22 protein-coding genes are annotated in these 22927 nt (G+C 59.6%); 12 read left to right on the forward strand and 10 right to left on the reverse strand.

Annotated elements, in window-relative coordinates; translation table 11 throughout:
* Positions 1-28 precede the first annotated feature (28 nt).
* From AB5Y82_RS12720 to AB5Y82_RS12735, 4 genes are all read left to right on the forward strand, one after another.
* Entirely contained in the window at positions 29-460 is a 432-nt protein-coding gene (locus AB5Y82_RS12720; protein ID WP_368174050.1) for a DUF411 domain-containing protein, read from the forward strand.
* 234 nt (positions 461-694) lie between these two features.
* Positions 695-2848, forward strand: coding sequence for a S9 family peptidase (locus tag AB5Y82_RS12725; protein ID WP_368174051.1), 2154 nt, complete (start codon positions 695-697; stop codon positions 2846-2848).
* A 413-nt stretch (positions 2849-3261) separates the two neighbouring features.
* Positions 3262-4233, forward strand: coding sequence for a TAXI family TRAP transporter solute-binding subunit (locus AB5Y82_RS12730; protein WP_005339950.1), 972 nt, complete (start codon positions 3262-3264; stop codon positions 4231-4233).
* Between the two features lie 103 nt (positions 4234-4336).
* Positions 4337-6892 (forward strand): TRAP transporter permease, encoded by a 2556-nt coding sequence (locus AB5Y82_RS12735; RefSeq protein WP_111900335.1) that lies wholly within the window; start codon positions 4337-4339, stop codon positions 6890-6892.
* A 520-nt stretch (positions 6893-7412) separates the two neighbouring features.
* Here the strand turns inward: AB5Y82_RS12735 and AB5Y82_RS12740 are convergent.
* Positions 7413-8666 carry a phosphatidylserine/phosphatidylglycerophosphate/cardiolipin synthase family protein gene (locus AB5Y82_RS12740; RefSeq protein WP_368174052.1) on the reverse strand — a complete coding sequence of 418 codons (1254 nt, stop codon included), beginning with the start codon at positions 8664-8666 and terminating at the stop codon, positions 7413-7415.
* Positions 8667-8739: 73 nt separating this feature from the next.
* Between AB5Y82_RS12740 and AB5Y82_RS12745 the strand changes: the two genes are divergently transcribed.
* A complete protein-coding gene (locus AB5Y82_RS12745) occupies positions 8740-8916 on the forward strand; it encodes a hypothetical protein (RefSeq protein WP_005339947.1) in 177 nt (58 codons plus the stop codon).
* On the opposite strand, the gene AB5Y82_RS12750 is transcribed toward AB5Y82_RS12745, so the two are convergent.
* The 3 genes from AB5Y82_RS12750 to tatA all read right to left on the reverse strand — a co-directional run bounded on the left by AB5Y82_RS12750 (position 8894) and on the right by tatA (position 11025).
* A complete protein-coding gene (locus tag AB5Y82_RS12750; protein ID WP_083249982.1) occupies positions 8894-10315 on the reverse strand; it encodes a lytic transglycosylase F in 1422 nt (473 codons plus the stop codon). The genes AB5Y82_RS12745 and AB5Y82_RS12750 overlap by 23 nt on opposite strands.
* A gap of 229 nt (positions 10316-10544) precedes the next feature.
* Positions 10545-10847, reverse strand: a complete 303-nt coding sequence (locus AB5Y82_RS12755; protein WP_005339945.1) for a YfcZ/YiiS family protein — start codon at positions 10845-10847, stop codon at positions 10545-10547.
* 16 nt (positions 10848-10863) lie between these two features.
* The gene (gene tatA / locus AB5Y82_RS12760; protein ID WP_005339944.1) at positions 10864-11025 is read right to left on the reverse strand and encodes a twin-arginine translocase TatA/TatE family subunit; all 162 of its coding nucleotides are present in this window, start codon (positions 11023-11025) and stop codon (positions 10864-10866) included.
* Positions 11026-11301: 276 nt separating this feature from the next.
* On the opposite strand from tatA, the gene AB5Y82_RS12765 reads away from it, so the two are divergent.
* On the forward strand, positions 11302-12270 hold the full coding sequence (locus AB5Y82_RS12765) for a LysR family transcriptional regulator (protein ID WP_005357635.1): 969 nt from the start codon (positions 11302-11304) through the stop codon (positions 12268-12270).
* 76 nt (positions 12271-12346) lie between these two features.
* Here the strand turns inward: AB5Y82_RS12765 and AB5Y82_RS12770 are convergent, their stop codons facing one another.
* The gene (locus AB5Y82_RS12770) at positions 12347-12946 is read right to left on the reverse strand and encodes a YhgN family NAAT transporter (RefSeq protein WP_013724175.1); all 600 of its coding nucleotides are present in this window, start codon (positions 12944-12946) and stop codon (positions 12347-12349) included.
* Between the two features lie 99 nt (positions 12947-13045).
* Positions 13046-13291: a YecH family metal-binding protein gene (locus AB5Y82_RS12775; protein ID WP_005357633.1), complete on the reverse strand. Its 246-nt coding sequence runs from the start codon at positions 13289-13291 to the stop codon at positions 13046-13048.
* 209 nt (positions 13292-13500) lie between these two features.
* Here AB5Y82_RS12775 and AB5Y82_RS12780 point away from each other — a divergent pair, with 209 nt between their 5' ends.
* Complete coding sequence (locus AB5Y82_RS12780) at positions 13501-14784, forward strand: dicarboxylate/amino acid:cation symporter (protein ID WP_040069539.1); 1284 nt, start codon at positions 13501-13503, stop codon at positions 14782-14784.
* Positions 14785-14795: 11 nt separating this feature from the next.
* Here the strand turns inward: AB5Y82_RS12780 and AB5Y82_RS12785 are convergent, their stop codons facing one another.
* Together AB5Y82_RS12785 and AB5Y82_RS12790 are read right to left on the reverse strand one after the other, a co-directional pair.
* Positions 14796-15110, reverse strand: a complete 315-nt coding sequence (locus AB5Y82_RS12785; RefSeq protein WP_005339933.1) for a DUF2007 domain-containing protein — start codon at positions 15108-15110, stop codon at positions 14796-14798.
* A 9-nt stretch (positions 15111-15119) separates the two neighbouring features.
* Positions 15120-16022, reverse strand: coding sequence for a LysR family transcriptional regulator (locus AB5Y82_RS12790; RefSeq protein WP_019444678.1), 903 nt, complete (start codon positions 16020-16022; stop codon positions 15120-15122).
* Between the two features lie 96 nt (positions 16023-16118).
* Between AB5Y82_RS12790 and AB5Y82_RS12795 the strand changes: the two genes are divergently transcribed.
* The gene (locus AB5Y82_RS12795; protein ID WP_005357630.1) at positions 16119-17171 is read left to right on the forward strand and encodes an HlyD family secretion protein; all 1053 of its coding nucleotides are present in this window, start codon (positions 16119-16121) and stop codon (positions 17169-17171) included.
* Entirely contained in the window at positions 17171-18724 is a 1554-nt protein-coding gene (locus AB5Y82_RS12800) for a DHA2 family efflux MFS transporter permease subunit (RefSeq protein WP_113740354.1), read from the forward strand. Before AB5Y82_RS12795 ends, AB5Y82_RS12800 begins: the two co-directional genes overlap by 1 nt.
* Before the next feature lie 78 nt (positions 18725-18802).
* Here AB5Y82_RS12800 and AB5Y82_RS12805 read toward each other — a convergent pair whose 3' ends face one another.
* Positions 18803-19429 carry a lysoplasmalogenase gene (locus AB5Y82_RS12805; RefSeq protein ID WP_042013440.1) on the reverse strand — a complete coding sequence of 209 codons (627 nt, stop codon included), beginning with the start codon at positions 19427-19429 and terminating at the stop codon, positions 18803-18805.
* 175 nt (positions 19430-19604) lie between these two features.
* Here AB5Y82_RS12805 and AB5Y82_RS12810 point away from each other — a divergent pair, with 175 nt between their 5' ends.
* Entirely contained in the window at positions 19605-19760 is a 156-nt protein-coding gene (locus AB5Y82_RS12810; protein WP_005348505.1) for a hypothetical protein, read from the forward strand.
* A gap of 345 nt (positions 19761-20105) precedes the next feature.
* On the opposite strand, the gene AB5Y82_RS12815 is transcribed toward AB5Y82_RS12810, so the two are convergent.
* On the reverse strand, positions 20106-21224 hold the full coding sequence (locus AB5Y82_RS12815) for a fatty acid desaturase (protein ID WP_111900340.1): 1119 nt from the start codon (positions 21222-21224) through the stop codon (positions 20106-20108).
* 147 nt (positions 21225-21371) lie between these two features.
* Here AB5Y82_RS12815 and fabR point away from each other — a divergent pair, with 147 nt between their 5' ends.
* A complete protein-coding gene (fabR, locus tag AB5Y82_RS12820) occupies positions 21372-21992 on the forward strand; it encodes an HTH-type transcriptional repressor FabR (RefSeq protein WP_005339921.1) in 621 nt (206 codons plus the stop codon).
* A gap of 19 nt (positions 21993-22011) precedes the next feature.
* Positions 22012-22377, forward strand: coding sequence for a YijD family membrane protein (locus AB5Y82_RS12825; RefSeq protein WP_005339919.1), 366 nt, complete (start codon positions 22012-22014; stop codon positions 22375-22377).
* Positions 22378-22927 lie beyond the last annotated feature (550 nt).

Below are 22927 nucleotides of genomic sequence, written 5' to 3' on the forward strand. Positions count from 1 at the left end.
CATCTTTTCTTTCAATCTGAGGTGAGTGATGTACAAACCCCTGTTACTGGCCATGCTGGCCGGTACCGTCAGCTTTTCGGCTCTCGCAGCCGAGAAGATGACCGTCTACAAATCCAAATATTGTGGCTGCTGCCAAAGCTGGAACGAGCACATGGAGCAGAATGGCTTCGAACTGGACGTCATCGAAACCGAACAGCTCGGCGCAGTGAAGCAGCAATACGGTATCGCGCCGGAACTGGCTTCCTGCCATACCGGTATCGTAAATGGCTATGTGATCGAGGGGCATGTACCGGCCGCCGATGTACAAAAGCTGCTCAGGGAAAAACCGGCGATCCGTGGCCTGACCATTCCGGGCATGCCCCAGAGTGCGCGGGGCATGGATATTCCGGGCCATCCCTATGAGGTACTGAGTATCAGCAACGAGGGCGCGACCAACCGCTGGTCGAGCTACCCAGGCTGACGAAAACTGGCCATGAGAGGGCACTCCCATATCATGTGAGGCACACCTGAGCGGACTCTTGCCGCTCATGGCCAGAAAGAGGGCCGCTATCGCGAGATAGCGGCTTTTTTTGATTACATTTCCTGCAATAACAAGGGATTGCTTGCAACCACCGGCAACAAGGGGCAGATTTAACGCCAATTCATGGAGCCGATGCTCAGGTCTACCAACCCTTTCCAGCGCCAAGGATGCGACATGTTTACCTTTTCCCGAGGAGTTCTGCTGCTAGCCTTTCTGACAGTTCTCCCCCCCACTTATGCCAATGAAGAGCCCGCCATGCTGACAAGCGAACATCCAATCCAGCCGCCCGTGGCCGCCAAACATCCCCGCACCCTGAAAAAACACGGGGATACCCGCATCGACAACTACTACTGGCTGCGCGACGACCAGCGGCAGAAGCCCGAGGTGTTGGACTATCTCAAGGCCGAGAACGCCTATACCGAGGCCATGCTCAAGCCGACCCAACCCCTGCGCGAACAGCTTTACAAAGAGATGGTCGCCCGCATCCCCCAGCAGGATGAGTCGGTACCCTATGTAAAAAATGGCTACCGCTACCAGACCCGCTATGAGCCGGGCAAGGAGTACGGGATCTACTCGCGCACCAAGCTCGGTGAAGAGCAGGCGAGCCTGTTGCTCGACAGCAACCAGCGGGCAGAAGGGCACGAGTTCTATGCCCTCGGCGCCCTTGAGGTGAGCCGTAACAATCGCTGGCTGGCGGTGGCGGAAGATTTCCTCTCCCGTCGTCAGTACCAGATCCAGTTCCTCGATCTGGAGAGCGGCCAGTGGGCCACCGACAAACTGGAAAATACCTCCGGCAATCTGGTGTGGGCCAACGACAACAAGACCGTCTTCTATGTGCGCAAGCACCCGCAGACCCTGCTGCCCTATCAGGTCTATCGCCATACGCTCGGGACGGATCCGGCAACGGACAAGCTGGTCTATGAAGAGAAGGATGACTCCTTCTACATCAGCCTCTACGCCACCACCTCGGAAGATTTCATCGTCATCGCGCTCTCCAGCACCACCACAGGCGAAGCACGGCTGATCGATGCCAACCAGCCGGAGCACGCCCCACGCCTGTTCCTGCCCCGTCAGGTGGATCACGAATACAGCCTGGATCACTACCGCGGCCGCTTCTATGTGCGCTCCAACAAGGATGGCAAGAACTTCGGCCTCTACGAGACCCAAGAGAGCCCGGTCGATCGCTGGAAGGCGGTGATCGCCCCCAATCCGGATGTGCTGCTGGAGAGCTACGCCCTGTTCAAGGATTGGCTGGTACTGGAAGAGCGCAACAAGGGGCTGACCCGACTGCGCCAGATCAACTGGCAGAGCGGTGACGAGAAGGAGATCGCCTTCGACGATCCCGCCTATGTCACCTGGCTCGCCTACAACCCAGAGCCGGATACCAGCGCCCTGCGCTATGGCTACTCCTCCATGACCACCCCCGCCTCCACCTATGAGCTGGATATGGCGAGCGGCAAGCGCACCCTGCTCAAGCAGCAGCCGGTGGCCGGCTTCAAGGCCGACCAGTACGCCAGCGAGCGGCTCTGGGTAACCGCCCGCGACGGTGTATCGGTGCCGGTGTCGCTGGTCTATCGCAAGGACAAGTTCAAGAAAGAGCAGGCTGATGCGCCCAAGAATCCGCTGCTGGTCTATGGCTATGGATCCTACGGCGCCAGCATGGATCCCGACTTCAGCAGCTCGCGCCTGAGCCTGCTCGATCGCGGCTTCGTCTACGCCATCGCCCATATCCGGGGTGGTGAAGAGCTGGGCCGTCACTGGTACGAAGATGGCAAACTGCTGAAAAAGCAGAACACCTTCAATGACTTTATCGATGTCACCAAGGCGCTGGTTGAGCAAGGCTACGGGGCCAGGGATCAGGTCTACGCCATGGGCGGCAGCGCCGGCGGCCTGCTGATGGGGGCCGTCATCAATCAGGCGCCCGAACTCTATCGCGGCGTGGTGGCGCAGGTGCCGTTTGTCGATGTGGTCACCACCATGCTGGACGAGTCGATTCCCCTCACCACCGGGGAGTATGACGAGTGGGGCAACCCGAACCAGAAGCGCTACTACGACTACATGAAGAGCTACAGCCCCTACGATCAGGTGAAGGCGCAAGCCTATCCCAACCTACTGGTCACCACCGGGCTGCACGACTCGCAAGTGCAGTATTGGGAGCCCGCCAAGTGGGTCGCCAAGCTGCGCGAACTGAAGACAGATGATAACAAGTTGTTACTGAACACCGACATGGACGCCGGCCACGGCGGCAAGTCGGGCCGCTTCAAAGCCTACGAGGATATCGCGCTGGAATACGCCTTTATCCTGGATCTGGCCACCCCGGCCAACTGATCCATTATGACCTCGGCCCTTGTCATTCAAGGGCCACATAAGAATCCTCTCGCAGTTTTTCCCTCTTCCATTTCCCTCCATATCAAATTAATCTTCGGCAAGAAAATGAATGATCGAGGTCATGTTTCTCAAGATTTAACTCCGTTATTTTGCCATTTCGTTTGATTTATGTTGGGTGAATGTGCTTAATCGGAGTGCTTGCAACTTTTTATTTGGCCCCTCAGGGGCCAATTTATCTTCGACCGACAGGAGGTCGGTAGCCTCACCACAGGATGAGGGTGACTGCCGGAAAGGGGGTGATCAACTCCCCCGCTTTCGCGCAACGAGAAGAGCGGGCAAGCCCGGCGCAGAACGGGATTGCCATCAATTTATCCGGGGATCGGATAAACAAAATCAAAGAAAAGGGAGAAAAAATGAAAGGATTAACTTTGGCATGCGCCCTGTCGGCGGCTCTGGTCGGTGTCTCATTCGGTGGTCCGGTACAAGCGCAGGAGCGCTTCGTGACCATAGGCACCGGCGGTCAGACCGGCGTCTACTATGTCGCTGGCCAGTCCATCTGCCGCTTCCTCAATCGCGGCGCCGCCGATCACCAGATCAAGTGCAACGCCCCGGCCAGTGGCGGTGGTGTTGCCAACGTCAACGGCATCCGCAGCGGTGAGTTCAACTTCGGCATCATGCAATCCGACCACCAGTTCAAAGCGATGAAAGGGCTGCCACCGTTCCAGGCCGAAGGGGCCATGGACGATATGCGCGCCGTCTTCTCCCTGCAGAGCGAGGTGTTCACCATCCTGGCTCGCCGCGATGCCAAGATCGCCAGCTTCGACGATCTGAAGGGCAAGCGCGTCAACATCGGCAACCCGGGCTCCGGCCAGCGTGACACCATGGAAGAGATCATGGCGGTCAAAGGCTGGAAAAAGGGTGACTTCGGTCTGGTCTCCGAGCTGAAACCGGCCGAACAGGCCTCCGCCCTCGGTGACAACAACATCGACGCCATGAGCTACTTCGTCGGTCACCCGAACGGTGCCATTCAGGAAGCCTCCACCACCACAGATGCAGTACTAGTCCCTGTGACCGGCGCCGACATCGACAAGCTGCTGGCCGAGAAGAGCTACTACAGCAAGGCCGAGATCCCGGGCGGCATCTACAAGGGCAGCGACAAGCCGACTCCCTCCATCGGTGGCAAAGCGGTGCTCTCCACCAGCGCCAAAACCGATCCGGAAGTGGTCTATCAGCTGGTCAAGTCGGTGTTCGACAACCTGGATCGCTTCAAGCGCCTGCACCCTGCCTTTGCCGACCTGAAAGAGGCCGACATGATCAAGGTGGGTCTCTCTGCACCGCTGCATGAAGGGGCTGCCCGCTACTACAAAGAGCGCGGCTGGCTCTGATTGAAGGCCCCGGGGCCTTTGTCACTCTCTTCGACACCCGTCTGCCGCCTGATTGCGGGGGCGGGTGTCGCTCTTGTTGTACTCGTTGGCACAAGTAAACCCTATGCAAGATAAACAACTCTCTACCGAGGAACTGATCGCCCAGGATGTGGGCGCTCGCCTGCCGCTGGGCCCGCTGGGCTGGATCATAACCACGCTGGCGCTGGCCTGGTCGCTGTTCCAGCTCTGGATCGCCTCGCCACTCCCCTTCATGGTGGGGTTTGGCGTACTCAATGACACCGAAACCCGCTCCATTCACCTCACCTTTGCCCTGTTGCTCGCTTTTCTGGTGTTCCCGGCGTTTCGCTCCTCGCCGCGGGATCGGGTCCCCCTCGGTGATATCGCCCTCGGTCTGATCGCCGCTGGCGCCGCGTCTTACCTGTTCGTGATGTATGAAGCGCTGGCGCTGCGTCCCGGCACCCTCACCACCGCCGATCTGGTGACTGCCTGCATCGGCATTCCGCTGCTGCTGGAAGCGGCGCGCCGCGCCCTGGGGCCAGCACTGGCGGTCATCGCCATCGTCTTTCTGATCTACAGCCTGGCGGGCCCCTGGATGCCGGGACTGCTGGCACACCGCGGGGTAGGTTTCACCGCGCTGGCCAACCACCAGTGGATCACCACCGAAGGGGTGTTCGGCATCGCCCTTGGCGTCTCCACCAGCTTCGTATTCCTGTTCGTGCTGTTCGGCGCCCTGCTGGAGCGGGCCGGCGCAGGTCACTACTTTATCCAGCTCGCCTTCAGCCTGCTCGGTCACTTGCGCGGCGGCCCGGCCAAGGCGGCAGTGGTCGCCTCCGGCCTCACCGGTCTGATCTCCGGCTCGTCGATCGCCAACGTGGTGACCACCGGCACCTTCACCATCCCGATGATGAAGAAGGTGGGCTTCAGTTCAGAGAAAGCGGGGGCGGTGGAAGTGGCCTCCTCGGTCAACGGCCAGATCATGCCACCGGTGATGGGGGCTGCGGCTTTCCTGATGGTCGAATACGTGGGCATCCCCTATGTGGAGATCATCAAGCACGCCTTCCTGCCTGCCACCATCTCCTACATAGCGCTGCTCTACATCGTCCATCTGGAGGCGCTGAAACTGGGCATGCAGCCCATCGGCAACCATCAACCCAAACCCTGGCTGCGTCGCCTGACCGGTTTTGCCTTTGGCGCAGCCCTCATCAGCGGCCTGTCACTGGCGGTCTACTATGGCCTCGGCTGGCTCAAACCTGCTCTGGGTGACTACGCCCTGCCGGGGATCTCGGTACTGCTGGCTGCCACCTATGTGGCTCTGTTGAAGATCGCCGCCAGCAATGAACCACTGCCTGCCGAAGATCCCGACAAGCCGCTCACCGAGCTGCCCAACACCCGCGCCGTGCTGCTCTCCGGCCTGCACTTCCTGCTGCCGGTGGTGGTACTGGTGTGGTGCCTGATGGTGGAACGCCTCTCGCCGGGGCTGTCGGCCTTCTGGGGTACCGTGATGCTGGTGATCATCCTGCTAACCCAGCGCCCGCTGCTCAACTGGCTGCGCAAGGACGGCAAGCACGACTACGGCACCGTCGCTGATGGCGTGGTGGATCTGCGGGAAGGGCTGGTTGCCGGTGCCCGCAACATGATCGGTATCGGCATTGCCACCGCCACCGCGGGGATTATCGTGGGTGCGGTCTCCCAGACCGGGGTCGGTCTGGTGCTGGCGGATCTGGTGGAGTTCCTCTCCATGGGCAACCTGCTGCTGATGCTGCTGCTCACCGCCCTGCTGAGCCTGATCCTCGGCATGGGGCTGCCCACCACTGCCAACTACATCGTGGTGTCCAGCCTGCTGGCGCCAGTGGTGGTGACGCTGGGGCAGCAAAACGGGCTGATCGTGCCGCTGATCGCGGTGCACCTGTTCGTCTTCTACTTCGGCATCATGGCGGATGTGACGCCGCCGGTGGGGCTGGCCTCCTTCGCGGCAGCCGCTGTCTCCAAGGGCGATCCCATCAAGACCGGGATCACCGCCTTCTACTACAGCCTGCGTACCGCGGCGCTGCCGTTCCTGTTTATCTTCAACACCGATCTGCTGCTGATCGACGTGGACTTCGCCCACGGCGTGCTGATCTTCATCGTGGCGACCATCGCCATGCTGATCTTCGCCGCCGCCACTCAGGGCTGGTTCCTGGTGAAGAGCCGCTGGTACGAGAGCCTGCTGCTGTTGCTGGTCGCCTTTACCCTGTTCCGCCCGGGTTTCTGGATGGACATGGTGCACGACCCCTATCGCGAGACCCCGCCTGCCCAGCTGGCCCAGACCATGGGTGAAGTGGAGGCGGAGAGCACCCTGCGGCTGCGGATCCTCGGTGAAGATGCAGTGGGCAAGCCGCGCAAGTTCACCCTGCTGGTCGCCGTACCGGATGGGGCAAATGGCGAAGAGCGGCTGGCCAATCTGGGGCTTAGCCTCTATGAGCAGGACGGCAAGACGCTGATCGACAACGTCGCCTTTGGCAGCCCGGCCGCCACCATGGGACTGGAGTTCGATCAGGAGATCCTCACCGTCAAGGCACCGACCGAGCGCTGGACCAAGGAGTGGATGTGGATCCCGGGCTTCCTGCTGTTCGGGGTGATCGTCTGGCTGCAGCGTCGCCGCAGCGTCAAGGCCGGTTAATCCACCGGGCAGATGAGACCGAGGGCCGCTATTGCGGCCCTCTTTTTATTGCCTTGCCCTCTGCGGCTCTTGTGATGAGCAACAGTCATGGAAAAGGTAAACGGTGGCGAGCGGCCAAAAAAGTGGGGTGACATGTCCATGTCACCCCCTCGCAAATAGCATGTTCCATATTGGAGTCCGGCCACGCCGGGTCTCTGTTTCACTTTACGATAGTTCGCGACCCATCTGAAGTGAGCGCCAATTGCAGCGATGCAACTGGCCAGCTACCCGTTACAACCTTCGTCCACACGGCAGACAAGCCGCCGTGTTTGTCCTTGCAACTGAAATATTACGCATAAAAACAAAATAAAAAACGTTTTTATGCTAATTCCATTCACATCAGAGTACAAAAAACAGCCTTATCATCACCACTAAATTGTTATAAAACAGTAAGATATATTCATGCATGGTTATTCACCCGCAAAGGGTATCAGCAATGGCTTACAAGGCTTTGCGAGATCTCGCACAAAAAATGGCCGCCTCACAGCCAACGGCGCAGGGGCAACCAGTCGCTAAGGCGGGCTATCAGTCGCCTTGACCACCCTTCGGGTTTGCGCGGCAATCCACCCGCCTGCTCCTGCCAGTGAGCCAGCCACGTTCGCAGCGCCTCGCAGATCGGCGGGCAGTGCAGATGCAGCATCAGTTCGGTATTGAGAAAGAGTGAGCGAGGATCGAGGTTGAGGCTGCCGAACAGCGCCCGCTCCTCCCCCAGCAGGATCAACTTGGCGTGCAGGCTGCCGTGGCCATGGTCAAACTCGGCGACCCGGATCCCTTGGCGCAGCAACCAGCCGAGATAACGCTGATAGGCACCATAGACCAGTGGCACATCGGTGCTGGCCAGCGAGTTGGTGAGAATGTCGATGGCGATCCCCTGCTGGCGCAGCCGCGCCAGACGGTGCCGGAACCCGCGGGTCAGGATGAGGTAAGGGGTCACCAACCCCAGCGAGCCGGGATTGTCATCCAGCTGGCGCCAGAGCTGACGGGCGGTGGTGGGACGGGAGATCAGCCCCTTGCCGGGACGGTCGAACCACACCTCGGCCCGCCCTTCATGCCACTGCAGCGGCAAATCGCGCTCGTCAAACAGCGCCGCAGGCAGATCGTAGACCGTGGCCACCGCCGGATCCGTCATGGTGAACAAGAAGTCGTTGACCACCTCTATTTCGGCGGGCAGCAGCTCGCGGCGCAGCAGATGGCGGATGGGGTGACTCCAGCGGCTGTGCCAGAACTGCTCGAACCCCTGCGCCATCTGCTGGCACAGTCCCCCCTGACAGGCGAGATCGAGATCCACGAAGGGCGCTTGCGGATCCAGACCGAAGTAGCGATCGCCTATGTTGCGCCCGCCGATCAGCGCCTGCTTGCCATCCACCAGCAGCAGCTTGTTGTGCATCCGGTGGTTGATGCGGCGAAAGCTGAGCAGCCCCTCCAGCAGCAGTGCCAGCGGGCGCCAGCCCCGCAGCCAGAAGGGGTTGAACAGCCGCACCTCGATCCCCGGGTAGTGAGCCACCATTTCCAGAAAGCGGTTGTCACCGGCATAGAGATCATCCACCAGCAGCTGCACCTTGACGCCGCGCCGAGCGGCGTGAAGCAGCTCGCTCAGCAGCAACTTGCCGCTGCTGTCCTCTTCCCAGCTGTAGTACTGCGCCTGGATCCGCTCGCGGGCATGGCGGATCCATTGACAACGCACCTTCAGCGCCAGCAGAGGATCGTCGATCAGGGCAAAGGATCCGGGGATCATGGTGTCATCCTGCTGTCATGGCCGGGTGTCATAACGCTGGCGAGCCTCTTCACATATTCAAAAGGAGTTGCTGATGGAACTGCATGATACCCCGATGTTGCGCTATCTGGGCCAGCTCAGCCAGCCAGATCTCATCCCGGCCACCGGCCCCGCCCACTGGTTTTTGCAACACAGGGACGGTGGCTGGCAATTGCCGACCGTGCAGGCGACCCTGCCGGTCAACCGGCTCAGGGCTGAGCCGCTTCGATAGCGGCAGCCTTGCCCTCGATCTGGGGCAGGCTGAAACGATAGGCCACGTAGTACTTGTAGATGGTGCCGACATAGTTGATCGGCCCCTGTCCGACTTCGTTGGCCACCAGCTGATCCACGTTGCCGAACCAGACGTTGGGATCGAGCCCCAGCTTCTCCGCCTTGCCTCGCAGCGCCTGCACCCGGTTCGGCCCGGCGTTGTAGGCGGCGAGGGCAAACAGGTGGCGGTTGAGCCGATCCAGCTTGGGATCATTGAAGTAGGTATCGAGGATCAACCGCATGTAGCGGCAGGCGGCCTCCACATTTCCCTCCAGCGTGGTGAGTCTGGCGCCGTTGATGCCGACTTCCCGCCCCGTACTGGGCAGCAGCTGCATGAGGCCCACGGCCCCCTTGGGCGAACGCGCCTTGGGATTGAGGCCGGACTCCTTGTAACCAAGCGCCGCCAGCATCAGCCAGTCAAGATCGTATTTATTGGCGTACTTCTCCAGCACCTTGCGAATGGTCGCGAGGCGCCCCATGGGATCCGGCGCCAGGATATTGCTCATCTGATCGCTGCGAACCAGCAACCGGCGCAGGGTCATGTCGCTGTAAAGGCTGTTGCGGCTGACGCTCGCCAGATAGCCATTGACCGCCTTGAGCAGCTCGGGGCTGTTCTTGCGCAGCGCCCAGGCACTGGTGCCGTTGCTGCGCAGGGGGATCAACTTGTGGGCCTTGAGGCCGGAGATCATGCCACCCAGCCAGATCCTCCCCTTGTAGCTGTCGGTCACCGTCAGGGGAATAATGCCAGCGGCCACCATCTCCAGCAGATCGCCATCCTGTAGATATTCGGGCACCGTTTCGATATAGACGGGGGGCAGCCCCAGCTCGCGAAACAGCCAGTTGAGCTGGCGCAGACTCTCGTAGTAGCTGGAGCTGGCGCGCACCCAGACCCGCCTGCCGGAGAGCTGGGTAATACGGCTGAAGGCGGGCAGGCTCTGCTGGCTCACCACCCACTCCTCGATGGATGAAATGAGCGGCCGGGAGAAGGCCACCTGTTCACGCCGGGTCGGGGTCACCGTCATGGTCGCCGCCACCAGATCGCCACGCCCCTCGGTCAGATAGTCCAGCAGCTTGTCTTGGCGCACCGGGATGTAGACCACCTTGAGTTTGACCTTCTCTTTGGCGAGATAGGTCTTGTTCAGCCAGCGCTCGAACCCTTGCAGCTGATTGACCAGAATGCCGTACTGGGCGCCGCGATCGAGAAAATAGAAGCCGCGCTCATAGACCACCAGAGCCCTGAGTTCGCGCTTTTGCAGAATGCTTTCGAGGTCACCGGGTTGGGGCAGACGCTGTGGCTTGAGTTCAGCCGCCAGCAGGGGAAAACAGCAGAGGGCCAGCAGAGCCCAGATCCAGCGTCGCATCACGATGGCTGCCCCTGTGCTGAGGTCACGCCTGCTGCCTGTTGGCAGCACGGATCACGATAGAGGGTGGGATTGGGAGCAGAGATCCATCGCTGCATCATGATATTTACGCCTTCTGTTGGCCGACTCGCGCCGGGCAAAAACGTCTGTGGGATAGAGTAACTATAGAACGCCGACCCACAGCAGAAGGGTCAACACGGCAGGCAAACCTGCCGCGTTATCAGACAACTCAGATAGAGCGGGCCCGCATTTCGAAAATCAGTTTTTCGGCGGTGCAGGTGAATTGCAGGCGGGCTTTCAGGATCACGCCGTTGGCGCCCTGGGTCAGTTCGCTGCTCACTTGAGCTTCGGCAGTGACCTGTTTGGCCAGTGCTTCATAGGCAGCCAGCTTGGCGCGGGCATCAGCCTCGGCAGCGGCTTCAATCACCAGATCCATCACATCGTCGCCTTCGCCGATGATGGTGCCGATCTCGGCAAAACAGCCGCAGCTGTCACAGGTTTCGTTCAGTTCAACTTTCTCGTCTACAGACATTTTCTACTCCTACTGCTTATTTCGGATGATTTGCGTCGTCACGCATCGCCTTGCGAAAATCTTTGATGGCGGTACCCAGATCCTCACCTGCACTGGCAAGACGCTTGCTGCCGAAGACCAGCACAACGACCAGCAAGAGGATCAGCATATGCCAGATATGAATTCCACCGAGTCCCATAGGGATACTCCCTCACAAAGAGATATCTGTTACTTGTATCAAAATAGAGCGCAGGGATTGTTGGGCAAAATCAAGGCAGGTGCAAGTGAGCAAATAAATCATAGCCAAAAAATAGGGCGACCCAAAGGTCGCCATATTGATTGTGCTACATGTCCCCTCAACCGCTACATCCTGTACCAGTGGTTCATGCGAACCTGAGACCATTTGAGGATAAGATCGCCAAGATATGAAAACAAATGGTATAAATTCATCTTAGAATTGAAGAGGATTCATATCATGCTGCTGGAACAACTGGGTCGCATCGACCTCAATTTGCTGATTATCCTGCAGGTACTGCTGGAGGAGCGCAACGGCAGCAAGGCGGCACGCCGCCTTCATCTGAGCCAGTCCGCCGTCAGCAAAGCCCTCGGCCGTCTGCGCGATACCTTCAATGATCCCCTCTTCATCCGCTCTGCCTACGGGCTGGAACCCACCGGCCGTGCCCTTGCACTGCAGCAGCAGTTGCAACCCATCCTGCTGTCGCTGGACAACCTGATCCAGCCGCCCGAGTTCGACCCCGCCAGCTCGGAGCGAGAGTTCGTCATCGCCAGCATGGACAGCGCCTTCACCCTGTTTGCCCCGCTCTACCTGAGCGAGCTGAAGCGGCAGGCACCAAGGATCCGCTTGCGTTACGAGGAGTGGACCGAGAACAGTCTAACCGAGATGAGTCAGGGACAGGTGGACATCGCCTTCGCGGTGCGAGAGAACTGCATCAGCTCCGATTATCGGCTCGATACCCTGCCCGACAGCATCTGTCAGCGAGTGCTGGCGGTCGATGATCTCACCTGTCTGGTGCAGCAGCACCACCCCGCGCTGCGAGAGCCCAACTGGAATCTGGAGCACTACCTCAGTTATCCCCATGTGCAGACTTACTGCGAGGGGCGGGACCGCTGGATGCTGGATCACAAGCTGGCAGAGCAGGATCTCTACCGACGTATCGAGGCAACCGTGCCCTCCTTCGAGGCGGCGCTGCGGATGGGGATGCACTCCGACATGATAGTGACCCTCTCCAGGCTCTACGCTCGCCACGCCACCCAGGTCTATCCGCTGTTGCAGTTGCCGCTGCCCATCGGGTTGGACAGCATCTCCCATCTGCTCATCTGGCATCAGCGTCACAGCGAGGATCCGGGCCACCGCTGGCTGCGGGAATTGCTGCTCTCCCTCATCATGAGCAAACTAGAACCCGCTGCGACCACTCACGGGTGACCGCCCCCCCTTCTCGGCGGCACAAAAAACGGGGCTCTGCGTAGCCCCGTTTCATTCACTTCAAGATGTAACCCACTCAGCCCTGACCGGTCACCGCCAGATAGTGATGCACCCCGTCCAGCAGCATCTGTACCGAGATCATCACCAGCAGCATACCCATCAGCCGCTCCACCGCAGTGAGTCCCCGCTCACCCAGCAGCTTGTTGAATACCTCGTAGAACATCAGGATCACCGCGCTGGCAGCCCAGGCCAGAAAGAGTGCCAGCGACCAGTCCACCATCCGGGTCGGCTCCTGATTGGCCAGCAGCATCAAAGAGGCGAGGATCGAGGGGCCGGCAATCATCGGGATCGCCATCGGCACCAGGAAGGGCTCCTCGCCCGCCGCCAGCCCGGTCACCCCCCCTTCACTCGGGAAGATCATCTTGATGGCGATCAGGAACAGGATAATGCCCCCCGCAATGCTGACCGCCTCCTGCCGCAGGTTGAGGAAACCGAGGATCTGCTGACCGACGAACAGGAACAGCATCATGATGGCCAGCGAGAAGAGCAGCTCGCGCACCATCACCTTGCGACGTCGCTTGGGATCGATATGACGCAGGATAGAGAGGAAGACCGGCAGGTTGCCCAGCGGGTCCATGATCAGAAACAGCATGACTGCGGCAGAAAAAGTATCCATACAACGCCCGGGCTACGCCCTGAATAGGGAAAAGAGAGGGGGCGAAATATAGCAAAGGGCGAAGAATTGAGCGAGCGCCATGATGCGCTCGCAGCGGGATTAACCGTGGTTGCAGATCTTGTCGGCACGGGTCTGGAAACCCTCGGCCGAGTCGATGAATTTGCCGCGGGCAGCCAGAAAGTCGATCAGCGCTTCCGCATCCATCTCGCTGGCGCTGCAGGTATGAAAACGGGCTTCGGCACCGAACCGTTCGGCCATCGCCTGTTTCAGGCTGGCACGGGTAAATTGCCCCCCTTGTGCCAACATCATCTCCATCACTTCGTGACCATGAACCGATTGCGACATCTCTCACCTCAATAATGAACATATTTAATGCCAATTAAATATCTCCCCGCCCGGAGGGATCTTGATATAGGCCAATAAATTGCGCATTTCCTGGTCAGGGGAGTGGTCACCGCCACCGCTTTGTCGATAATGTGGCAACCCGCGTCAGGGATCGCTACACTGGCGCCCCTTTTTGGCCATCGCAGACAATGTATAAGGATATTGGCGTCATGCTGTTCCATGGAGAGGCTCTCAAGCCCTGGCAGATCTGGACCCGCCGACCACTCTGGCTCAAGACCCTGATCGGCATGCTGACAGGGGTGGGTCTGGGCGTCGGCTTTGAAGAGCAAGCCCTGCTGCTCAAGCCCCTTGGCGTCCTGTTCGTCAACACCATCCAGATGCTGATGGTGCCCCTCATTTTCTGCTCGGTCATCGCCGGTCTCACCTCGCTGCTCAAGGGCAAGGCCCTCGATCGCATCGGCAGCAAGGCGATCTGCCTCTACTTCTGCTCGACCGCCATCGCCATCTGCATCGGCCTGATGATGGGCTGGCTGCTGGAACCCGGCATGGGTGCCGACATGGGCCCCTATGAGCGGATCGGCATGTCGGAACCACCCACCCTGGCCAGCGTGCTGAGCCATCTGGTACCGAGCAATCCGGTACAGGCGATGGTGGATGGCAAGATCCTGCAAGTGATCGTCTTTGCGGTGGCGCTGGCGGTCGCCCTCAATGCCAGCGGTCGCCGTGGCCGTCCCGCCATCCTCTTCTTCACCTCGCTGGCCGAGGGGATGTTCAAGCTGACCCAGATGGTGATGGCGCTCGCCCCTTACGGTGTCTGCGCCCTGATGGCCTGGATGACTGGCAAGTACGGTCTCGACCTGCTGCTGCCGCTGCTCAAGGTGATCGGCGCCGTCTACCTCGGCTGTCTGCTGCACGTGCTCGGGGTCTACAGCACTCTGCTGCTCCTGCTGGCACGGCTCAATCCGCTGCACTACTTCAAGAGCATCGTTGATGCACAGGCGGTGGCCTTCACCAGCAGCTCCAGCAACTCCACCCTGCCCATCAGTCTGGCCTGCGCCGAGAAGCGGCTGGGAGTCTCCCCCGCCATCACCGCCAAGGTGCTGCCCATCGGCGCCACCATCAACATGGATGGCACCGCCCTCTATCAGGGAGTGACTGCGCTGTTCGTGGCTCAGGCATTCGGGGTGGATCTGCACATGGTCGATTACCTGACCATCATCAGCATCGCTACCTTGGCCAGTATCGGCACCGCTGGCACCCCAGGCACCGGGTTGATGCTGCTGACCCTGACCCTGACGGCGGTGGGCTTGCCGCTGGAAGGGGTGGCACTGATTGCAGGCATTGACCGGATCCTCGACATGGCGCGCACCACGGTCAATGTTTCAGGGGATATTCTGGTGTCGGTGCTGATCGCCCGCAGCGAAAACGAGCTGGATCTGGCGACCTATCACGATGCCAGCGCAGGGGAAGATATCGAGTTCCCGCCGCGCTAGCGGAAGAGAGATCAGCTGTCGTGGGGATCGTGATGACAGCGCCAGCAGACGTCGAAGTTGGCGCCGTTCTCCTCCCCGCACTGGCCGCACAGCCAGCCGTTACCCTGACGCTGCTGGTAACGCTCGATGACCCTTCCTGCCTTGCTACGATCCTCGGCCCGCACCATCAGGGTCACCTGCAACATGTCGACCGGCAGTTCGCCAAGGGCGCCCGACAGCCCCTCGCCATTGAGGCGCACCAGCACCCCTTCCGCCTCCAGCGCCCCTTTCAACGCGTGCGCCTCCAGGGTGTGTGAGGCGCGATAGAGATTGATCCAGTTATCCATAGCTCCCCCTTACAACAGCTTGTCGATGCCAAACTCGGCGCCGTTCTCAATCATGAAATCGATGAATGCCCGCAACTTGCGCGGCATCAGTTGCCGCTCCGGAAACAACAAATAAATCGGCACCCTGGGCTGCTGCCACTCTGGCAGCAGGATCACCAATTCGCCGCTGGCCAGCTCATCCTGACAGAGCATAGCGGGTAACGAGGCCAACCCCAGCCCCGCCTTCGCCGCCTCCCGGGCACAGGTAATATTATTGACCCGAAAACGGGATGGGGGGTCAACCAACACCTCTCTGCCATCCAGCTCGAAGCACCAGTGAGAGGCGAGAAACCCGCTGCTCACCGTCACCCGCTCGTGGTTGGCCAGATCCTCCGGCCGCTCGATGACCGGACTACGGGCCAGATAGTCCGGGCTGGCACAGAGCAGCCGCCCGGTGCTCCAGAGTCGGCGCGCCGCCAGATTGGAGTCGCTCATGTCGCCAATCCGCACCACCGCATCCAGCCCTTCACTGATGGGATCCACCACCCGGTTGGTCAGTTCCAGCTCCACCTGCAGGGCGGGATAGGCCTGCAAAAACTTGGCGACCAAGCGCCCAACCACCAGTTGCCCCGTCTCGATGGGCACCGCCAGTTTGAGGGTGCCGGTCACCTCCTGCTGGCTGGCGCTCAGCATCAGCTCGGCTTCGGTCAGGGCATCGACCGCCTTGCTGCAGTGCAGGTAGTACTTCTCCCCCTCCTCGGTCAAAGTGAGCTGACGAGTGGAGCGATAGAGCAGACGCACACCGAGCCGCTGTTCAAGCTCGGCGATGCGGCGACTGACCATCGCCTTGGTCATCCCCAGCTCGCGGGCAGCCCCCGTAAACGAGCCCTTGTCGACGATACGCACCAGAATTAACGCGGCATTGAGATCCATTGTTGCACCAGTGAAACTGTATATCTCGTGAACCAATACTAATCGAAACAGTTGACCAGTGTTAGCCTGCGCCCCTTAAGTTCAGGAATCACAAAAATGAGTCAACACAAAAAAATTCCCCTGCTGGCAGCCATGATATTGGCGCTGCTCGGTCTGCTGTTCGCCGGTTACTGGTATCTTCACGGCCGCTATTTTGAAAGCACCGACAACGCCTATCTGCAAAGTGAAGTGACCGGGATCAGCTCCAAGCTGCCCGGCTATATCCGCGAAGTGCTGGTCACCGACAACCAGCCGGTCAAAGCGGGCCAACTGATCGCTCGGCTCGATGATCGCGAATACAAAACCAGGGTCGCGGAGGCCGAAGCCGACCTGCGCCTCAATCAGGCGACGGCCGAAAATCTGGCGGCCACCCGCACCCAACAACTGAGCCTGATCCAGCAGGCCGAGGCCAAGGTCGCCTCCGCCAAGGCCGAACAGCTGCGCGCCAGCCAGCAGGTCAACCGGATCAGTCAGCTCAACCAGCGCCACTACAGCTCGCAAGACAGTCTGGACGAGGTGCGTGCCGGCCTGCAGGTCAATCAGGCGCAAGCCCGGGAGGCCCAAGCCGCCCTGCAAGCGGCCCGTGAGCGACTGCTGGTACTGGATGCCGAGCGCAAACAGAATCTGGCCAAGCTGGCATTGAGCGAAGCGCAACTGGAGCAGGCCAAGCTGGAGCTAGGTTATACCGAGCTGCGGGCACCGGCCGATGGCATCATCGGCAAGCGCAGCCTGCGGGAAGGGCTCTACGTCCAGTCCGGTATGCAGGTCGCCAGCCTGGTGCCGCTGCAGCAGGTGTGGGTCGAGGCCAACTTCAAGGAGACCCAGCTCGCCCATATGCAGCCGGGCCAGAAGGTCGAAGTGGTACTCGATGCCTACCCGGATCAACCGGTCGAGGGGATCATCGACAGCCTGGCTCCGGCGACCGGCGCCAAGTTCGCTCTGCTGCCGCCGGAGAATGCCACCGGCAACTTCACCAAAATTGTGCAGCGGGTGCCGGTGAAGATCCGCATCCCCGAGCCGGGCCCGCTGGCAGGCAAGCTGCTGCCGGGTCTCTCGACCGAAGTGATCGTGGATACCCGCACTCCTGATCCCGTGGTGGCTGCCAACTGATGGAACCCATTCCACGTCGCAACTGGATCGCGGTCATGGGGGGCCTTATCGGCGCCTTCATGGCCATCCTCGATATCCAGATCACCAATGCCTCTCTGAAGGATATTCAGGGGGCCCTGTCGGCCACCCTGAGCGAGAGCTCCTGGATCTCCACCTCCTATCTGGTGGCGGAGATGATCGCCATCCCCCTGAGCGGCTGGTTGAGCCGGGGGTTGAGCGTGCGCCGCTACCTGCTCTGGACCACCGGTGCGTTTATCGCCGCCTCCGTGCTCTGCTCGTTCAGCTGGAACCTCACCAGCATGATCGTCTTCCGGGCGCTGCAAGGCTTCACTGGCGGGGCGCTGATCCCGATGGCCTTCTCCCTCATCGTCACCCTGTTGCCGTTACAGAAGCGGGCCACCGGCATGGCGCTGTTTGGCCTCTGCGCCACCTTCGCCCCCGCCATCGGCCCAACCCTCGGTGGCTGGCTCACCGAGCAGATGTCGTGGCACTACATCTTCTATCTCAACGTGCCGCCAGGATTGCTGGTGATGGCCATGCTGGCCCACGGGCTGGATAAAAAACCGGTGGACTGGGCCGTGATCAAGCGGGTGGATCTCATCGGGATTGTCACCATGGCGCTTGGCCTCGGCTTGCTGGAGGTGGTACTGGAAGAGGGCAACCGGGAAGACTGGTTCGGCTCAAGCTTCATCGTGCGACTGGCAGTCATTTCGGCGGTGGCGCTGGTATTCTTCGTCATCAGCCAGCTGATCCGCCGTCACCCGCTGGTCAATCTGCGGCTGCTGCACAACCCGCGCTTCGCGCTGGCCTGCTTCGCCTATCTGATCCTCGGCATGGCGTTGATGGGCTCCATCTATGTGCTGCCGCTCTACATGACCCAGATCCACAACTACAACGCGCTGGAAATCGGCGAGGTACTGATGTGGATGGGGCTGCCGCAACTGCTGGTGCTACCGCTGGTACCCAGGCTGACCCACAAGATAGACCCGCGCTATCTGGTGAGCTTCGGCTTCCTTATCTTCGCCGTCAGCTGCTTTATGAACGTCAACATGAGTGCAGACTACGCCGGGCCGCAGCTGATCCAGTCGCTTATCGTGCGGGCGCTGGGGCAGCCCTTCATCATGGTGCCGCTCTCCCTGGTCGCCACCGCCAGCCTGAGCCACGACGAGATCCCCTCCTCCTCGACCCTGCTCAACGTGCTGCGCAACCTGGGTGGTGCGTTCGGTATCGCCATCATCGCGACCCTGCTCGACAACGATACCCGCACCCACGTGCTGCAAATTGGCAGCACTCTGGCCGCCAGCAGTATCGAGGGGCAGAGCTATCTGCTGCAACTGGCCCAGAGCATGATGGCGCAGGGTTCAGGCCCAGAGATAGCCCAGCAGCAAGCCCACGCCATGCTGGCCAATACCATCAACCGGGAGGCGGCCATCATGGCCTACAACCAGGTGTTCTACATCATGGGGATCTTCCTGCTGATCGCCAGCGGCCTGATGCTGTTGCTCAAATCCCCCGCCCCACGGGCAGCAGATGCCGAACCGCTAGAGGCGTGAAACAACGCCGGGCATAAAACGAAAAACGGGCTAATGCCCGTTTTTCGTTATCTGTTACCTGCACTCAACCAGAAAGCGTTATCCCGCCAGCGACCCCGCAATCAGGAATTGCGCCGCGAAGTAGCTGCTCATCACCCAGGCGCTGGCGTGGGGAAAGGGGCGGCGGAAGCGATCGAGCGCCAGCATGCTGTCGGAGAAGAGGAACATCAGCGCCCCCACCAGAGCGGCAGCAGAACCGGCTGTGAGAGAGGCGTGCCAGGCCCCGGCAGCCACCCAGGCCATGCCGATGATCACCAGCATGTAGCAGAAGACCGGGATCCGCATCTCCCCAAGCTTGCCCCACAGCAGGCCAAAGACCATGCCGGCGATCAGCAACAGCAGCAAACCATCCACCAGATTGAGCAGCAATGGTCCTTGGGCAAAACCGACGATATAGCAGAGATGCGCGACAAGAAATGCCGCCAACCCCTGAATGAAGCGATCGCTTGGCAGCATCAGCAGCACATCGCCCGCCAGCGAGAGACAAAGGCCGAGCAGGATCCAGGCGTGGGAACCGTCGTGGTCATAACTCTGGTAGCCGAACGCCAACGCGATGATAAGCAGCATGGTCAGCGGCTTGCTGATATAGAACTGGCGGCTGTCTGAACCGTAGGCCGCACGGATATGCCACCAACCTGAAGCGATGATCAAGAAACTCAATAACATGCCCTGCTCCTCACCTGTTGCTCGCAGTCATACGGCAACCGTTTTTATCATGATGCAGGGTAACAAATTCCCTCCCCCAGTGGCAGGGGTGCTGATCAAATGGACAGACTAAGCCTAAAGTCTAATTGCCGCCCCGAGTGGTTCAGGGCATAAGTGACGGGTCTGGAGGATCACCATGGAAGAAGCTATGAAGAACTATCTGCCCGCCATCGATATCATGATGTGCCATCTGGGGATCAGCTTTGAGCAGGCCTGTGAACAACTGGGTCTTAGCCAGCAGGAGCAACAGGCGCTGGATCAGTTGCAGCAACAGCAGAGCCAAGCCAACTAAGCCCTCTCGTTATTGGATATCATGATGCGCTATCTGGGGATCAGCTTTGAGCAGGCCTGCGAACAACTGGGTCTCAGCCAGCAGGAGCAACAGGCACTGGATCAGCTGCAGCAACAGCAGAGCCAAGCCAACTAAGCCCTCCCGTTATTGGATATCATGATGCGCCATCCGGGGATCAGCTTTGAGCAGGCCTGCGAACAACTGGGTCTCAGCCAGCAGGAGCAACAGGCACTGGATCAGTTGCAGCAACAGCAGAGCCAAGCCAACTAACTTGAGTTGAATCATGAAAGAGAAGACCGCCAGCAGGCGGTCTTCTCTTTTAGTCTTGGTGATAACCAGACGGCATCATGCAATACCTGCAAGCAGGCGACTCCAGTTGCGTTTACCTGCGATAAAGCCGTCCCGCAGGGCCCGATACTCCAGTTGCAGCTTGAGGCGGTCATAGCGCGCCAGCGCCTTGCGCTTGCGCAGCTCCAGCAGCCGCTTGCGACTGGCGTAATAGTGTTGCAACTGCTGGCTCAGCTTGTCGTACTCCTCCTGCAGCAGCGCCTGCCACAGTTCGCGATCTTCCTGCTTGCGCAACTTGGCTTGTGCCCGTTTCAGCTGCATCTGCAGCCGGGCTTGTTCGATACGCTCCTCCGGCGAGGATCTGAGATCCCCCGCCAGACCACACCAGGAGGCGAGCCGGATCAACCACTTGGTCGGATCGAACTGCCACCAGTGAATGCCGTTGCGGTAGTCATTCTCGAACAGGTGGTGAAAGTTGTGGTACCCCTCGCCAAAGGTAAAAAAGGCCAGGATGCCGTTATCGCGAGCGGTATTGCGGTCGGTATAGGGCTGACTGCCCCAGATGTGGGCCAGCGAGTTGATGAAGAAGGTGGTGTGGTGAGTCATCACCATCCTCAGCACGCCCGCCAACAGCAACATGCCGAGCAAGTCCCCGTGCCACAGGCCGAGCAGCAGCGGCAGCCCCAGATTAGCCGCCAGCGCCAGCGTCAGATAGTGACGGTGCTGAAACGCGACCACCGGGTTGTTCTGCAGATCACGCACATTGCTGTAATCGCCATAGCGATCTCCCTGATGTTCCCGCAGCATCCAGCCGATGTGGGAATACCAGAAACCGCGCCCCGCGCTGTAGGGGTCTTTATCGTTGTCATCCACATGACGATGGTGACGGCGGTGATCGGCCGACCAGTGCAGGGCAGAATTCTGCAGCGCCAACGCACCGCCGATGGCAAACAACCACTGCAAAGCGGGGTGCGCCTTGTAGGCCTTGTGCGACCAGAGCCGGTGATAGCCTGCGGTGATGGAGAGACCACTCAGGCAGAACAACAACAGGAAACTGGCCCACTGCCAGAGATCGTAACCGTGGCTCACGCCGTACCAGGGCACGACAATCAACGCCACTATCCCGGAGAGGGAGAACAGCAGGGTATTGGTGAAAATAATGGGGGGTCTGGCCATCTCATTGCATCCTTTCAGCGAACAGCTGTTCGCCATTTTCTATGGTGATTTCCTCACGGTCAATGGTAAAAAAGTAGGATACAAACCTGATCCTGAGGCGCCTTCGGGTTATCATTTGTCCTCGTTAAGCTGAAGGTGACTGATTTCGTGGGTATTCGCGCTCAACAAAAAGAAAAAACCCGGCGTACATTGATCGATGCTGCATTCAGCCAACTGTGCGCCAATCGGAGTTTCTCCAATCTCAGCCTGCGGGAAGTCGCTCGTGAAGCGGGCATCGCGCCCACCTCTTTCTATCGCCACTTTCGCGATATGGAGGAACTGGGCCTGACCCTGGTTGACGAAGGAGGTCTCACCCTGCGCCAACTGATGCGCCAAGCACGCCAGCGCATTGCCGGTGGTGGCAGTGTCATCAGCACCTCGGTGCAGACCTTTATGGAGTTCGTCGAGAACAACCCCAACATCTTCCGGCTGCTGCTGCGGGAACGCTCCGGCACCTCGGCCGCCTTTCGTCAGGCGGTGGCTCGCGAAATCCAGCACTTCATTGCCGAGCTGACCGATTATCTGGAAGCCACTACAGAAGCACCACGGGAAGATGCCTACATCCAGGCAGAAGCCATGGTCACCATCGTCTTCAGTGCCGGTGCCGATGCGCTCGACATGACCAGCGAAGAGTGCCGGGCACTCTCCGACCGAACAATTCGCCAACTGCGGATGATCGCCATGGGCGCCGAGGTACAAAACCAGAAGCGCCGTGAACCTCACCCATGACCACAGGATGGAGAACGATATGACTGAACAGCTTATGATCCCGAAAAAACCGCTCGCCATGGCCATGCTGATTGGTATCTGTGGCGATGCCTCTCTGGCCGTGCTGACCAACTCGGTCGTGCCTTTCTCCTTCTTCCCGCTGATTGCCCTCTGGCTGGCGGCCTATCAGCTGTTCCAGCACTATCGCCATGAACCCATGGTGGGCAACACCCCCATCTGTACCCTGCTCTGCTTCTTTATCGGTGTCTTCGGTCACTCCGCGCTGCTCAAGGTGCAATACCCGGAGCTTGGCAGCAACTTCTTTTCCCTGATCATGATGCTGCTGTTACTGGCAGCCCTCTCCATCAAGCTCGGCCTGAGCATTGGCAACAAAGAGAAGCCCTGATAAATCGACCGAGTGATGGTAATCAGCTGATAGATAAAGCAAATAGGCCTTCCCGTCGGGAAGGCCTATTTGCTTGAGCGATACCTGATTAATACGGCAATCTCGGTATTCCCAACCTAGCCAAGCTACTGGGCTTCAAGATCGATGTCCAGATGGAAGAGGAGGTCGTCAATATAGAACTGCCCTGTAGTCAGCAAGCAGCAGAAGCCTGATTTGACCACCTGCTGGATCGTTCAAATGGCTGTAAATGAAGCTGATATAACGCAGATATAGATAGAAATGGTGGGAATAACCGGCTATCTGGCACTCTTACTTGGCAGAGAAAAGCCAGATATTGGTGGTTTAAGGCGCTAAAAATACAAAAGCCCGGTTATGAAACCGGGCTTTGTGTTGGTTCTTGCGTACAAATCTGTGGGACTTATGGGCAAGATCGCACATAGCAAAAAGGCCTTCCCATCAGGGAAGGCCTTCAAATTAGTGGCGGAGCGGACGGGACTCGAACCCGCGACCCCCGGCGTGACAGGCCGGTATTCTAACCGACTGAACTACC

Origin of the sequence: Aeromonas sp. s13 (assembly GCF_040907905.1) — a bacterium.
GTDB classification, from domain to species: Bacteria; Pseudomonadota; Gammaproteobacteria; order Enterobacterales; family Aeromonadaceae; genus Aeromonas; species Aeromonas veronii.

Coding starts and splice junctions, on each gene's coding strand:
- AB5Y82_RS12775 (WP_005357633.1), bottom strand. CDS start 13,291: ATGTCGCAATCGGTTCATGGTCACGAAGTGATGGAGATGATGTTGGCA.
- AB5Y82_RS12780 (WP_040069539.1), top strand. CDS start 13,501: ATGCTGTTCCATGGAGAGGCTCTCAAGCCCTGGCAGATCTGGACCCGC.
- AB5Y82_RS12795 (WP_005357630.1), top strand. CDS start 16,119: ATGAGTCAACACAAAAAAATTCCCCTGCTGGCAGCCATGATATTGGCG.
- AB5Y82_RS12800 (WP_113740354.1), top strand. CDS start 17,171: ATGGAACCCATTCCACGTCGCAACTGGATCGCGGTCATGGGGGGCCTT.
- AB5Y82_RS12825 (WP_005339919.1), top strand. CDS start 22,012: ATGACTGAACAGCTTATGATCCCGAAAAAACCGCTCGCCATGGCCATG.
- AB5Y82_RS12730 (WP_005339950.1), top strand. CDS start 3,262: ATGAAAGGATTAACTTTGGCATGCGCCCTGTCGGCGGCTCTGGTCGGT.
- AB5Y82_RS12805 (WP_042013440.1), bottom strand. CDS start 19,429: ATGTTATTGAGTTTCTTGATCATCGCTTCAGGTTGGTGGCATATCCGT.
- AB5Y82_RS12790 (WP_019444678.1), bottom strand. CDS start 16,022: ATGGATCTCAATGCCGCGTTAATTCTGGTGCGTATCGTCGACAAGGGC.
- AB5Y82_RS12745 (WP_005339947.1), top strand. CDS start 8,740: ATGGAACTGCATGATACCCCGATGTTGCGCTATCTGGGCCAGCTCAGC.
- AB5Y82_RS12735 (WP_111900335.1), top strand. CDS start 4,337: ATGCAAGATAAACAACTCTCTACCGAGGAACTGATCGCCCAGGATGTG.
- AB5Y82_RS12720 (WP_368174050.1), top strand. CDS start 29: ATGTACAAACCCCTGTTACTGGCCATGCTGGCCGGTACCGTCAGCTTT.
- tatA (WP_005339944.1), bottom strand. CDS start 11,025: ATGGGACTCGGTGGAATTCATATCTGGCATATGCTGATCCTCTTGCTG.
- AB5Y82_RS12740 (WP_368174052.1), bottom strand. CDS start 8,666: ATGATCCCCGGATCCTTTGCCCTGATCGACGATCCTCTGCTGGCGCTG.
- AB5Y82_RS12810 (WP_005348505.1), top strand. CDS start 19,605: ATGGAAGAAGCTATGAAGAACTATCTGCCCGCCATCGATATCATGATG.
- AB5Y82_RS12765 (WP_005357635.1), top strand. CDS start 11,302: ATGCTGCTGGAACAACTGGGTCGCATCGACCTCAATTTGCTGATTATC.
- AB5Y82_RS12750 (WP_083249982.1), bottom strand. CDS start 10,315: ATGCGACGCTGGATCTGGGCTCTGCTGGCCCTCTGCTGTTTTCCCCTG.
- AB5Y82_RS12785 (WP_005339933.1), bottom strand. CDS start 15,110: ATGGATAACTGGATCAATCTCTATCGCGCCTCACACACCCTGGAGGCG.
- AB5Y82_RS12770 (WP_013724175.1), bottom strand. CDS start 12,946: ATGGATACTTTTTCTGCCGCAGTCATGCTGTTTCTGATCATGGACCCG.
- AB5Y82_RS12815 (WP_111900340.1), bottom strand. CDS start 21,224: ATGGCCAGACCCCCCATTATTTTCACCAATACCCTGCTGTTCTCCCTC.
- AB5Y82_RS12725 (WP_368174051.1), top strand. CDS start 695: ATGTTTACCTTTTCCCGAGGAGTTCTGCTGCTAGCCTTTCTGACAGTT.
- AB5Y82_RS12755 (WP_005339945.1), bottom strand. CDS start 10,847: ATGTCTGTAGACGAGAAAGTTGAACTGAACGAAACCTGTGACAGCTGC.